At 67.9% G+C, this 12,211-nt stretch carries 11 protein-coding genes, 1 tRNA gene and 2 pseudogenes; 6 read left to right on the plus strand and 8 right to left on the minus strand.

The window, feature by feature from the left end; genetic code table 11:
* The first annotated feature begins 570 nt into the window (after positions 1-570).
* Both GEV10_30120 and GEV10_30125 read left to right on the plus strand, forming a co-directional pair.
* Positions 571-837 (plus strand): annotated as a pseudogene (locus GEV10_30120) (helix-turn-helix domain-containing protein).
* Positions 838-840: 3 nt separating this feature from the next.
* A pseudogene (locus tag GEV10_30125) lies at positions 841-1,152 on the plus strand (IS3 family transposase).
* A 349-nt stretch (positions 1,153-1,501) separates the two neighbouring features.
* On the opposite strand, the gene GEV10_30130 reads toward GEV10_30125, so the two are convergent.
* Both GEV10_30130 and GEV10_30135 read right to left on the minus strand, forming a co-directional pair.
* Entirely contained in the window at positions 1,502-2,005 is a 504-nt protein-coding gene (locus tag GEV10_30130; protein MQA82670.1) for a hypothetical protein, read from the minus strand.
* A gap of 106 nt (positions 2,006-2,111) precedes the next feature.
* Positions 2,112-2,702 (minus strand): DUF2637 domain-containing protein, encoded by a 591-nt coding sequence (locus GEV10_30135; GenBank protein ID MQA82671.1) that lies wholly within the window; start codon positions 2,700-2,702, stop codon positions 2,112-2,114.
* 332 nt (positions 2,703-3,034) lie between these two features.
* On the opposite strand from GEV10_30135, the gene GEV10_30140 reads away from it, so the two are divergent.
* Positions 3,035-3,111, plus strand: a tRNA-Ile gene (locus GEV10_30140).
* Positions 3,112-3,169: 58 nt separating this feature from the next.
* Here the strand turns inward: GEV10_30140 and GEV10_30145 are convergent.
* Genes GEV10_30145 through GEV10_30165 form a run of 5 tightly spaced genes read right to left on the minus strand, consistent with a single transcriptional unit; the run spans position 3,170 to position 7,163 of the window.
* Entirely contained in the window at positions 3,170-4,243 is a 1,074-nt protein-coding gene (locus tag GEV10_30145) for a UPF0104 family protein (protein ID MQA82672.1), read from the minus strand.
* 39 nt (positions 4,244-4,282) lie between these two features.
* The gene (locus GEV10_30150) at positions 4,283-5,107 is read right to left on the minus strand and encodes a methyltransferase domain-containing protein (protein MQA82673.1); all 825 of its coding nucleotides are present in this window, start codon (positions 5,105-5,107) and stop codon (positions 4,283-4,285) included.
* Positions 5,104-5,502: a 6-carboxytetrahydropterin synthase gene (locus GEV10_30155; protein ID MQA82674.1), complete on the minus strand. Its 399-nt coding sequence runs from the start codon at positions 5,500-5,502 to the stop codon at positions 5,104-5,106. Before GEV10_30155 ends, GEV10_30150 begins: the two co-directional genes overlap by 4 nt.
* A gap of 4 nt (positions 5,503-5,506) precedes the next feature.
* Positions 5,507-6,487 carry a dehydrogenase gene (locus tag GEV10_30160; protein ID MQA82675.1) on the minus strand — a complete coding sequence of 327 codons (981 nt, stop codon included), beginning with the start codon at positions 6,485-6,487 and terminating at the stop codon, positions 5,507-5,509.
* The gene (locus GEV10_30165; GenBank protein MQA82676.1) at positions 6,477-7,163 is read right to left on the minus strand and encodes an HAD-IA family hydrolase; all 687 of its coding nucleotides are present in this window, start codon (positions 7,161-7,163) and stop codon (positions 6,477-6,479) included. Before GEV10_30165 ends, GEV10_30160 begins: the two co-directional genes overlap by 11 nt.
* Before the next feature lie 245 nt (positions 7,164-7,408).
* Here GEV10_30165 and GEV10_30170 point away from each other — a divergent pair, with 245 nt between their 5' ends.
* Positions 7,409-8,086 (plus strand): methyltransferase domain-containing protein, encoded by a 678-nt coding sequence (locus GEV10_30170; GenBank protein MQA82677.1) that lies wholly within the window; start codon positions 7,409-7,411, stop codon positions 8,084-8,086.
* A 7-nt stretch (positions 8,087-8,093) separates the two neighbouring features.
* On the opposite strand, the gene GEV10_30175 is transcribed toward GEV10_30170, so the two are convergent.
* On the minus strand, positions 8,094-9,155 hold the full coding sequence (locus GEV10_30175) for a glycosyltransferase (GenBank protein ID MQA82678.1): 1,062 nt from the start codon (positions 9,153-9,155) through the stop codon (positions 8,094-8,096).
* Positions 9,156-9,248: 93 nt separating this feature from the next.
* Between GEV10_30175 and GEV10_30180 the strand changes: the two genes are divergently transcribed.
* Together GEV10_30180 and GEV10_30185 are read left to right on the plus strand one after the other, a co-directional pair.
* Positions 9,249-9,977: a CDP-alcohol phosphatidyltransferase family protein gene (locus tag GEV10_30180; GenBank protein ID MQA82679.1), complete on the plus strand. Its 729-nt coding sequence runs from the start codon at positions 9,249-9,251 to the stop codon at positions 9,975-9,977.
* Between the two features lie 8 nt (positions 9,978-9,985).
* Positions 9,986-11,656, plus strand: a complete 1,671-nt coding sequence (locus GEV10_30185) for a sulfatase (protein MQA82680.1) — start codon at positions 9,986-9,988, stop codon at positions 11,654-11,656.
* The last annotated feature ends 555 nt before the right edge of the window (positions 11,657-12,211 follow it).

A 12,211-nucleotide genomic window follows, 5' to 3' on the forward strand; every position in this document is an offset into this window, starting at 1 on the left:
ACCACGTGATCGTCGATCAACACGTACAGTGCGGTCAGGAGGGTGTTCAGATCTTTGCTCACACATCGAACATGAACACCCTCCCCCACATCCACGGCCACGACGCGCCCAGGCCCTTCAAGGAATCACTCATCTAGCCCCAAAGCCGTGTAGTTGGCGGGGCGGCTGGTTGTCATGGGATGCGCGGTGGTGGCGCGTCGGTGCCGGTGAAGGCAGCGGAACTCCGGTAAGAGGGATCGTCCTACCAAGACGTCCTCTGTCCCTGGAGCTCCGCTGTCCGCCAAGTCTGTCATCACTGGTGTTGTCACCGTGGCTGGAGCCGGTTCGTGCCGGGTCATCTTGGTGAGCTGACGCGGATCGTGCCGGCAGCGGATCGGGCAAGCCACCGGGCATCCTCGCCGAACGCCACCAGGTCACCACCGACGAGGCGTTCGCCATGCTGGTGCAGTCCTCCACGACCCATAATGTCGCGCGTCATGATTCCTGGCAGGGCTGTTGTGTCAGTCCTGAGGGAGAATCCAAGACATGGGAAGACCGCCATCGATCCCGGTTGAGACGAAGACCCGGATCGTGTTGAGCGTGTTGGCCGGTGAGATGTCGATCGCCGAGGCTGCGCGCAAGGAGAAGGTCAGCGTACAGTCGATCGGCCGGTGGAAGGCCGACTTCCTTGAGGCTGGCAAGACCGCGTTGACGGCTGGCAAGTCCGGTCCCTCGACGCGGGAGGAACACCTGGAGGCCGAGGTCGCCGACCTGACCCAGGCGCTGGGTGAGGCCGCCGTCGAGGTGCGGGTGTGGAAGAAGTCCGCGGAGGGCCGGTTGGGCCCTTCGAGGACCACTGGGGTGATCCGCGTCGGGGCGGGCATGTCGACCACGAGGTTCTGCCAGCTGATCGACGTGCCCGAACGGACCTGGCGGCGCTGGCAAGCCAAGGCCCGTGCCGGTGGTCAGTCGAAGGGGCCCTGGCCACGGCCGGCCCGGCTATCGGCGAAGGACGTGACACTCACCCATGCGCTGGCGCACCCGGCGTGGGGACACCGCAAGATCTGGGCCATGGTCCGCCACGACGGCCACGTGGTGTCCAAGGCGACCGTGCTGTGGCTGCTGCGCGAGGAGGGACTGATCCTGCCCGCGCACTACCAGCGGGAACGCCGCGCTCTCCGAGTTCGTGCGCAAGCTGTTCGAAGCACTTTCGACGACGTCGCTCGGTTGCCTCACCGGTACGACCGTGCCGGACGACGACCACGTGCAGCGCTGGCAGCTCAGCGACCGTCCTGATGATCGCTCTCCGGGAACGTGCGGACTCAGCGTGCCAGTGGAGCTTGTTAGATCCCGGCGGACGCAGCTCAGCGATTACTCGGCGAACCCCGTCCGCCTCGTCGTCGTCGATCAGCGCCGCCGCCAAGATGTAGGTGTCCGGGTCGAGTCTGCGGTTTGACTCTGACTCGTCGACGTACGCTCGCCACACGGCGTTGTGATCTACGTCCCTAATCGCCGGGCGCCGTCAGTCCAGGGATCCGTCGAGGACGGAGTTGCCGGTCCATGCGCCGTGGGTTCGGCGTGCGATGCGGCGGTACGCCGATTCGCCTACGACGTCGAGTACGAGGTCGGCGGTGCCAGACTCGGTGATGCGGTCGGCCAGCAGCTTGGCGTCAGCGGTCCAGTCCAGTTCGAGCAGGCGCTGCAACCGCGCCGCTCCGCTGACGACGGCATCTGGCGGTTCCTCACGGTGCGCGTGATCATGCACGACGTCCGCGAAGCCCTTTCCGAACCAGACAGCGTCGCGGGGCGAGCGGGCGCGGCCGGACCCGACCTTGCGTCGTTGCGAGTGCGTCCCAGAGCCGACGCGTGGCGTCGAGGGCTTCCTCCTCGGCCAGTGGCACGGGGAGGTGCTCGCCGTCGTTCTCCCCACCAGGACGATCAGCATCTCCTCGAACCGCGACAGCACGGCAGTCAGCTCGTCGTCGAGGTCGGGTACGAGACAGGTACGGCGACAGACGTTGTGCATGCCTTGAGGCTACGGGATTCGGGCAGACGGCACTACGCTCCGGTCGGACGGCTTGAAGACGTCCCGTCGAACGAAGTCGTCCCTCGGCCTATTGGTGCAGTCGTGTTCAAGACGCCACCTCCGCTTCACTGGCGAGTGAGGCGAGATACGCGCGTACGAGTTGGGCCCGCGGCTGGCCGATGCGCATCCGGGCTCGGATGGTGCGAATGGACGGCACGTGTCCGGTGGCGAGATCGTCAGCGAACGTGTCGGCTGCCTGCCGTTGCAGCGGGTTCGCCTCGGGTACGGGCTGGGGTACGCACTCAGGACTGGGTACGTCGGCGGATATGGGACCCGTGCTGCGGATGATCAGCATCAGCAGTTCGTACGACCCGACGAGCGCGACGGCCGGCCACGCGGCCACGACGGCGCCTACCGGACCACTGCCAATACCGTGGGCAGCATTCGCGGCGAGCGTCGCGACGATGCCGAGACCGAGCAGCCAGCGGGCCAGGTTCGGTACGGGTACGTTCCGCCGCGCCGCGTGCAACAGCACCATCGAACTGGCGTAGATCAGCCCGTCGACGGTCAAAGGAACGAGACGGGCGGTCGTCCCGTCTTCGCCGTAGGCGCGGACAAGTGCGTAAGCGTGGTCGTAGGAGACGATGGTTGCAACAGCGGCGACGCACAGGACAGCGCCAGCGGTCGACCATCGGATGGCGTGATCGGTTCTGTTCTTGATGGGTCCTCCTGTCAGCTCGAGCCGTTGTTGATGTGCGGTGAGCCGCGGTGGAGGACGTGATCTCGGCGTCACGACGAGCAGGGACGTCCGGTGAGTTCTCACAGAGCTCTCACCGGACGAGCCCGGACGATCGATGACCAGTCCGGATTCAACAGGACGGGCCCCTGCCTCTGACCTGGACTGGAGCCGACTAGACTGAACACCCCCGGACGGTCCGGACTAGCGTGAGCTACCCGAAGGGTTACTGGTTCGAGTCCAGTCGCGGGAGCTCATCGTCGGCCGCAGGTGGTCGCGGGGCCGGGGTCGTAGGGGCGGTAGCTCAGCCGGTTAGAGCAGCGGACTCATAATCCGTCGGTCGCGGGTTCGAGCCCCGCCCGCCCCACCACCTGCGAATACGTGAGCATTCGATCAGCGGCCTTACAGCGGAGTATCGGGCAGCGCTCCTAGCATCGGGCCTCCGAGTCCTTACCGACGTGGCGCGTATCCACCGGCTCGCCTGTGTCGATCACGGTCGCGACCGCTTCTCTCGGTAGCCTCGCTGAAACAGTCGTCGCTGGGCGGGACTCGAGTGCCCGGATGCGCCGACCCAGCGACATCGCGATCAACACGGCAGCGCCGGGCAGACTGGCGACGAGCGCCATGACGCCGTACACGACGGCGGTGGTGACGCCCTGGGCCGCGCCCAGCCCTGCCAGGCCGAAGGCCGCTGCGGCGACACCCTCCCGTGGCCCCCACCCGCCGATGTTCGTCGGCACCGCCGCGGCCACGAGCACCAGCAGGGCGAGCGGCAGCAGTCGGATCGTCGATGCGCTCGCTCCGGCCGTTCGTGCGGCGATCAGGAACATTGCCGCATGGCCCACCACGACCACGGTGGACGCAAGCACGACGCCGGGCCAGACCCGCCGCGCCGTCAGCCCCTCGCGGATATCGGCGGACACTGCGTGCAGCATCCGCGTCCAGCGCGACGTCCCGCCGCCAGGCAGCACCCGAATCAGCAGCAGGGCGCCCAACGCACCTGCAATGACAGCGGCAGCGACCACCGGCATGGACGAGCGCACCGGAGACGGGAGCAAGAGGAGCACGAGCAACGTCAACATCGCCTGCACAAGCTGTCCGGCGAAGCGTTCCCAGACGACGGCACGCAGGCCCCGGCCGACATTGCCGACGTCGCAACCGTGCCGCACCCCGCGGTGTACATCGCCGACCACGCCGCCGGGCAACGTCGTGTTGAGGAACTGCGACCGGTAGTACGCGGCGACCGCGCCCGGCAGCGACACGCCGAGGCCCAGACCGCGGGCAACCAACCTCCAACGCCATGCGCAGCACACCGTGGTCAGCACCGCGATGCCGGACGCCGCCGCCAGTGACCACCCGCTGATCAGGCCAACGGCGGCGAGGAACGGGCCGGTGCCCAACCGCCAGAGCAGGGCGGCGACGATCGCGACGCCGCTCAGCACGCGCACCAACGTCCACCAGGTCCGACTCATCCGCATCGGCGCCCCTCTCTGACATGGCATACGGGCGCAACGGTTCGCCGGTTCATCGGTTCGCCAGGATCATCGAGAGAGGACCAGCAGGTCCTGGTGGTGCACCGTGACGCCAAGTCGACCGGCCGCCGCCTCGGCGAGCCGGCGTCGAGCATACGACGCGGCGAGGGCGCCCAACTCGGGTCGCTGCTCGCACGCTGCGCCCACCCAGCCGGTGAACCACTCCACCGGCAGGGCCGCATCGGTGGCGTCGAGCCGCCACGGGCTGGGGCGGACATGCACGTCGGCGCCGAACCGGGTGAACGCGCCGACGGTTGCGTCGACCGCGTCCGGGCCGAGCAGGCGCCGGCCGCCGACGGTGCGACGTTGGTGGGCGTTGAACGCGCCGGCAATGTGCTCGTCAAGCGGGTCGGACGGCGTGAGGTCGACGCGTCCGACGACGGAGATGGTCACCAGGACCGGACAGCCTGCCTCGGCGCAGGTCGTCACGAACCGGTCCAGCTCGTCGGCGGTCATGGTGTCGAGCAGGGCTGACGCGGTGATCAGCTGAGCGTCGGCCAGATCACCAGCGGCCAGCCGCGTGATGTCGCGCTGCCGGGTCTCGATGGTGACGTGGGCCCCGTCGGCGGCCATGTCCGGCCGGTCGGCGGCAGCATGGGCGAGTAGCTGCGCATCCCGGTCGTACATGACCCAGTGCTGTGTCCCGGTCAGCTGCGGGGCGAGCCAGCGGCCCATCGACCCCGTACCGCAGCCGAGGTCGTGAATGACCGATCGGCCGCGCGCCGGCAGCCGCTGCCGGACCTGTTCGACCAACTCGACCGCACGCGCCGCGGCGTCGGCCGGCTCCCGCAACTGCAGCCATTGTGGACTCACCCCGACCGTCGCTGCGGTCACAGCGCTCGCTCGTAACTGGCCCACGCGACGTGGGATTCGTGCAAGGTGACCGTGATCCCTGCCAGTCCCAGGGCGCCGTCACCGAGAGCACCGGCTCGCACCCGCTCGGCGAGTCGATCGGCGACCACCTGGGCCAGTGCCTCGGTGGAGGTGTTCATGCCCGCGAACGCGGCTTCGTCGTCGAGGTTGCGAAGCGTCAGCTGAGCTACCACGGCGCGCAACTCCTCGGTCGCCCGTCCGATGTCGACGACGATGTTGTCGGCGTCGAGAGTCGCCCGCCGGAATGTCGCGTCGATGAGGAAAGTGGCCCCGTGCAGGCGTTGGGCGGGTCCGAACACCTCACCACGGAGGCTGTGAGCGATCATCATGTGATCACGGACGGTCACACTGAACATGCCTTCACCCTTCACCGTAGGTCAACGTGTGACAGAGCCCGGGCAAGCTCCCATCCGCGAGCCGGGTCATGACATCGGGCAGCTCGTCGAAGCGGGACACCCCCGTGATCAGCGCGTCGAAGGCCGGATCGCGCAGCAGATCCAGGGCCAGCGCCAGCCGCTCGGAAGCACTGCGACGTCCACGCCGGGCCGTGGACACCATGCCGACCTGGCTGGCGCGAATGCCCAATCGCCCGGAGTGGAAGGCCCCGCCGAGTGAGACGCGGACCTCCGCGTCCCCGTACCAACTGAGCTCGATGACGGTGCCCTCCGGGGCGAGGAGGTCCAGCGACCTCTGCAGCCCGGCAGACGTCGCGCTGGCGTGGACGACGAGGTCACAGCCGTCGGCGGCCTCGGCGGGCAGCGCGAAGTCGACACCGAGCGCGGCCGCGACGTCGGCCCGTGAGGAGTCGATGTCGACAAGGGTGACTCGGACCCTGGGGAACTTGGAGAGCAGGCGCGCTACGCAGCAGCCGACCATGCCGGCGCCGACGACCGTGATCCGGTCGCCGAGGAGCGGAGCCGCATCCCACACGGCATTGACGGCCGTCTCGACGGTGCCGGCGAGTACCGCACGCGCAGACGGCACCTCATCGGGCACGACGGTCGTGGCCCCGGCCGGTACCACGTAGGCGGTCTGGTGCGGAAACAGGCAGAAGACTCTGCGGCCACGCAGCTCGGCCGGACCGTGTTCGACCACGCCGACGTTCAGGTACCCGTACTTGACCGGTCCCGGGAACTCGCCCTCCTGGAAGGGTGCCCGCATCACGGCAGCCTGGCTCGCCGGGACACCGCCACGAAACACCAGCGTCTCGGTGCCGCGGCTCAGACCGGAACGCAACGTGCGCACGACGACGTCGCCGGGACCCGGCTCGCTTAGCGGCGTCGGCCGGATTTCGCCCACGCCGGGTTCACGTACCCAGAACGCACGTGCGTCAGTCCTCACCGGCTTCGCCCTCCGCACGCCCTACAGACCGGACCCTCGCATTTCCGTACTCTGCGACACGCAGGAGAGACAGCCGGCTCTCGAGTCGTGTCGCGAGACTTGCTGCGTCTGTGAAGAGCTCGGCGTCGATGCCGGCCTGCCGAGCCGCCAGGACGTTGTCCATGGTGTCATCGGTGAAGAAGCAGTCAGCTGGTGACACGTCGAACCTGCGGGCGCTCTCTCGATACACGGCAAGATCGGGCTTGACCAATCCAACTTCGGCCGAGCAGATGACCACGTCGAAGAGTCCGTCCAGACCCAGGTATCGAAGATCGGACGACAGGGCGTCGTGTGCGTTCGACAACAACCCGACGGGTACGAGCCGACGTGTCAGGCGAATCAACGCAACGACCTCAGGATCAACCACGCCCTTGTCAGCCTGCCACCTGTCAACGGCGGGCACGGCGGTGGAGCGCGGGTACTGCGCGGCGAGTTCGCGCTTGGTCGCGGAACACCACTCCGCGTACGTGATCTCGCCACGCAGACTGGCCTCGTATTCCGGTACCGAGAATGCCACGGTACGAAGAGTGCCCACAGGCAGGCCGCACGCAGCCTCCGCCTCCACCGCATGACGCGGATCCCAATGCCGGACAACCCCATCCATGTCGAACAGACACACTTGGGCAGCTCGCGTCATCGTCTCTCCCACTGCGCACGTCTGAACCTCTCGCGCCGTTCCTCCGTGTCAACGAGTATGTCGCGTAGTACGGAACACCGCAGCCAGGTCCGTCCCCGGTTGGGTGGAAGGCGAGGCCAAGATCATCACTGTGTGTGGACAGGACGGTCATGAGGCAGGACGAGCGCCCTCCGTTCGCCCACGCCCTGCAGCGAGCCCGCGTATCGGCGTACGGCCCCGGCGAGTTCATCGGCCAGGAGAGCTTCATGCGCGCCTCCGAGATCCGGGCGCTGGCGGGCCGGGCCGGCATCGCACCCGGGGTCTCCGTACTGGACCTGTGCTGCGGCGTAGCCGGGCCAGGACGGTTCATCACTCGGGAGCTGGGTTGCCGCTATCTCGGGGTGGACCTCAGCGCCAGCGCCATCGACATCGCACGCGAGAGCACGGGCGACCTTCCGTGTCGGTTCGAGGTCTCGCAGATACCTCCTGTCCCTCCCGGCACGTTCGACGTGGTGCTCCTGTTCGAGACCATGCTTGCCTTTCCCGAGAAGGAGACGCTGCTCAAGGAAGTGTCCCTGGCGCTCAGGACGGGCGGTCGGTTCGCCGTCACCGTGGAAGCGGGACCACCCCTCACCGAGGCAGAGCGCGAGAGCATGCCGGATGCCGACACTGTCTGGCCCACCCCGCTACCGGAGGTGCTGGCGTGCTTGGAGGGAGTGGGGCTGGCCGTCCGGTGGCAGGAAGACTGCAGTCGGTCCCACCTCGCCGTCGCGGACTCGTTGATCAACGCCTTCGCCGCCGACGCTACGGACATCGCCGCCCGGATCGGCACCCGAGCGCTCGAGGAGTTGCTGGCCGCCCATCGGCTCTGGAGCGACTGGCTGCGGGAAGGGCGGATCCGCAAGATCGCCGTCGTCGCGGAGAAAGCGGAGCTGCCGGCATGACAACCGCTCATCGGGTCACCGCCCTGGTCAGTACGCGCGCGACGCACTCCGTTGTCGCGGACCAGCCGGTCAGGGTACGGCGACGCTCCGCCGCAGCCAGCCGGAGTCGCCGCCGCAGGGCGGAGTCCTGCAGCCAGCTGCGTAACGCACCCGCCAGCGCGGACACGTCGCCCGGGGGAACCAGCAGTCCCGGGCGGCGGCCGTCGGCGGTCCGGTCGAGCGCATCGGCGAGCCCGCCGACCGCGGTCGCGATGACCGGCAGTCCGCGGGCGAGTGCCTCGGTGACGACCATGCCGTACGTCTCGGCACGCGACGCGAGGACGAGTACGTCTGCCGCGTGGTATGCGCGGTCGAGTTCTTCACCCGTGCGCGGACCGGTGAAGTGCACCCGCGCGCCGATCCCGTCGGCGTCGGCCCGGCGACTCAGCCGACCGACGAAGGCAGGATCGAGGCACAGCGAGCCGACGCAGTCGCAGCGCCACGACAGGTCGGCGATCAGCGCCAGTGCGGCAAGCAACTCGTCGTGTCCCTTGTGCGGTTGGACGGCCGCGACACAGAGCAGCTGACCGCCCCTCGCTGTACCAGGCGCCGGGCTGGCAAGGTCGACGCCTGGCTCGGCGACGAAGACTCGCTCGGCCCGCAGCTCGTACCGAGCGAGTAGCTGTCCGCGGGTCCAACGACTCGTCGCGATGACGGCGGTGGCGGCGGACAGAACCGCATATTCGGTGTCTGGCGCGTCGTCATCTGAGCTACCGTCACCCAGCAGCATGTGGACGAGGATGACGAGCCGGAGCCGGCGCGTCTCGGGTACCAACACGGATGCGACGCTCGACGCGATGAGGCCGTCGATCAGTACGACGGCGCCGTCCGGGATGCCGGCGACGGTGCGGGTCAGCGCACGCTCCGCCGTCACATCCGGGCGGGGCCATGAGCCGCGAGCCAGATGTTCGTGCACGGTCCAGCCGGTGGCGACGAGACCTCGACAGACCCGGCGGTCATAGGTGTTGCCGCCGCTCGGCGTCGCCGGATCGTCGATACCGTCCGGAACGATCACGTGCACGTCAGTCATATCGTCCCTTCTTGCTCGACCCGGGTTGAACTCCAGCGGCATTGTTGCCGTAGTAGTCACTGTTGCAGCGGTGGACACGAATGAGGGGCGCAGATGGTTCGAACCGGCCCGGTGATCGCGCTGATCGCCCAGTTGGCGTTGCTCGCCGTCCTCGCCGGGACCGTCGGACTGAGTGCCGTCGGCTGGCTGGTCGGTGCCGTTTACGGTCTGGTCGTGAACGCCTTGCTGGTCGTGGGACTCGCCCGCTCCGGTGCTAGGGTCCTGGGCTCGGCCAATGCAGTGACGCTCTTCCGGGCCACCCTCGTCGGCGGCGTCGCCGCGCTGATCGCCGACTCCTTAGTCCGGAGCGTGTCGGTCCCGATGATCGTGGTGCTCGCGGCGGTGGCGCTCCTCCTCGACGCGGTGGACGGTCGAGTCGCCCGGCGAACCAGGATGGTGTCGCCGCTCGGTGCAATCTTCGACCAGGAGATCGACGCGTTCCTGATCCTCATCCTGAGTGTCGCCGTCGCCCGTTCGATCGGCCTGTGGGTGCTCGCCATCGGCGTGGCGCGCTACGCGTACATGGCAGCCGGGTGGCTGCTGCCTTGGCTGCGCGAACCACTGCCGCCGCGCTACTGGGGTAAGGTCGTCGCGGCCACCCAGGGCATCGTTCTCACGATCGCCGTCGCGAGTTTCCTGCCCGCGCCGGTGACCGTCGGCATCGTGGCGACGGCGCTGGTTCTGCTCGCCGAGTCATTCGGCCGTAGCGTGTGGTGGCTGTGGCACGACCGCCGTTCACGGCGCACGACCAGCGTTCACTGTGTCGGCAGCAGCGCGAGCTAGAGGCTGAGATGGACGTGAACGAGTCACCCGGTCCAGAAGCGCCGGAGGTCGCGCACGGGCGCGACCGGATACGCACCGGCGCTGCCTGGGCGCTCACCGCTCTCGCGTTCCTGGTCGTCTGGCTCGCTCTGGTCGGGCCGAATCAGCTCGACCGTGTGACGCCGGCAGCCTTTCTCCGCATTCCGGTCGAGGGACTGGTCCTGGTGGCGATCTGTCTCTGTCTTCCGGCGCGGGCACGCCGCATCGTCGCCGTGACGGTCGGCCTCCTGCTCGGCCTGCTGAGCATCGTCAAGCTGTTCGACCTGCCCTTCTACTATTGGCTCGACCGGCCGTTCAGTCCGGTGACCGACTGGGGCAACCTGAAACCGGCGATCCGGCTGCTGCGTGACTTGGCCGGCGACAAGATCGTCGCCGCCGAGATCGTCTCCCTGCTCCTTCTTCTCGCGATCCTGGTGTTGCTGCCGCTGGCGCTGGTGCGGCTCACTCGACTCACCTCCAGACATCGCACCGGCTCGGCTCGCGCGGTCGCGGTGCTGGGGATGGTCTGGATCATGTGCCTCGCCTTCAACGTGCAGCTCGACGACGGCGGGCCGGTCGCGTCGCGAAGCGCCACCACACTCGCCTACGATCACGTCGGCGCGGTGCACGCGGACCTCAGGGATCCACGGGTCTTCGAGTCGGCGCTTGCAGCGCCCGACCCGCTTGCCCGAACTCCGCGTGCGGACCTTCTTTCCGAGCTGCGCGGCAAGGACGTCCTCGTGGTGTTCGTGGAGAGCTACGGCGAGGTCGCGATCCGCGGGTCGTCGTACTCGCCACAGATAAACTCCGTACTCGAGTCCGGGACGCGTGGATTGAATTCCGCTGGGTTCTCCTCTCGCAGCGCCCTTCTGACGTCACCGACATTCAGTGGCGTCAGCTGGCTGGCCCATGCCACGCTGCAGTCGGGACTGTGGGTCGACAATCAAGACCGCTACGACCGGCTCGTCGACAGCAACCGCTTCACGCTGAGCGATGCGTTCAAGGATGCGGGCTGGCGAACGGTCGGCGACGTGCCGGCAAACAACCGTCCCTGGCCGGAGGGAAAGTCGTTCTACAACTACGACAAGCTCTACAACAGCCTGAACGTCGGGTACGTCGGGCCGAAGTTCGGCTACGCCCCCGTGCCCGACCAGTACTCGCTGGCCGCCTTCCAGCGAATGGAATTGGCGAAACAGGACCGCAAGCCTGTCATGGCCGAGATCGACCTGGTGTCCTCGCACGCACCCTGGACCCCGCTTCCGCACATGGTCGGCTGGAACCAGGTCGGCGATGGCTCGATCTATGACGGCATGCCCCAGCAGGGACAGTCGCCCAGCGTCGTCTGGCGGGATTCGCAGAAGGTGAAGAATGCTTACGGCCAGTCGATCCAGTATTCGCTGAGGAGCCTCTTCTCGTTCGTGCAGAACTCACACAACGAGGATCTCGTGCTTGTCGTTCTGGGCGACCACCAGCCAGGCACCATGGTCAGCGGGTCGGATGCGAACCGCCGGGTGCCGATCTCGATCATCGCGCACGATCCGAAGGTCATGGACCAGATCTCATCGTGGGGTTGGCAGGACGGAATGCAGCCCGATTCGCACGCACCGGTGTGGCCGATGGATGCCTTCCGAGACCGCTTCCTGACCGCCTACTGTCGGTAGCACCGGGTGATCCGAAGGATTTACCCGCCTCGGTGCGGCGGTGGGGTCCGTCGTGGCGCTCGCGTTCAGCATGCGGTCTGGTGGGCAGCGGTGCGGCACTGATCGTGGTGCACGTGACGGTGTTCGGCGACGAGGCGGCAGCCCTCATGGAGGTTGCTCGTCCTGGCCGGGATCATCGGTTGCCGTGGCGGGTCTCAAGGCGGCATCCGACCAGGACCGGCCGCAACCACCCGGCTGCCGGACCTCGGCACGTCCTCGGGATGGCCCGGCTTATGCCGGCGCGCCGCAACCCGGGTTCCCCAGTTGATGGGCACATGAGGTTGCTGGATTGCGGGTTGACCTGCGGGAACGTGCCGGGCAGCGCGTGGGGCGCGTGTGCCTACGCCCTCTGATGCGCTCGGTGGGGGTGTTTTGCCTGGTCAGGAGGTCTCTAGCGTGGTGATAGCGGGTGGCGCGGTGACCTGACAATCGCGCAGAATGCTGGACTGCGCGGTGGTGAGTGGGGTGGTGTGCACGGCAGTGCCGGCGCTGCCGGTGAGCACGACGGCGTGGACG

Source organism: Streptosporangiales bacterium (assembly GCA_009379955.1).
Lineage (GTDB): Bacteria > Actinomycetota > Actinomycetes > Streptosporangiales > WHST01 > WHST01.

What these genes read in the sequence shown, in the direction of transcription:
- GEV10_30130 (MQA82670.1), bottom strand. Translation starts at nt 2,005, where the DNA reads ATGCACAACGTCTGTCGCCGTACCTGTCTCGTACCCGACCTCGACGAC.
- GEV10_30145 (MQA82672.1), bottom strand. Translation starts at nt 4,243, where the DNA reads ATGCCATGTCAGAGAGGGGCGCCGATGCGGATGAGTCGGACCTGGTGG.
- GEV10_30155 (MQA82674.1), bottom strand. Translation starts at nt 5,502, where the DNA reads ATGTTCAGTGTGACCGTCCGTGATCACATGATGATCGCTCACAGCCTC.
- GEV10_30165 (MQA82676.1), bottom strand. Translation starts at nt 7,163, where the DNA reads ATGACGCGAGCTGCCCAAGTGTGTCTGTTCGACATGGATGGGGTTGTC.
- GEV10_30170 (MQA82677.1), top strand. Translation starts at nt 7,409, where the DNA reads ATGCGCGCCTCCGAGATCCGGGCGCTGGCGGGCCGGGCCGGCATCGCA.
- GEV10_30175 (MQA82678.1), bottom strand. Translation starts at nt 9,155, where the DNA reads ATGACTGACGTGCACGTGATCGTTCCGGACGGTATCGACGATCCGGCG.
- GEV10_30180 (MQA82679.1), top strand. Translation starts at nt 9,249, where the DNA reads ATGGTTCGAACCGGCCCGGTGATCGCGCTGATCGCCCAGTTGGCGTTG.
- GEV10_30185 (MQA82680.1), top strand. Translation starts at nt 9,986, where the DNA reads ATGGACGTGAACGAGTCACCCGGTCCAGAAGCGCCGGAGGTCGCGCAC.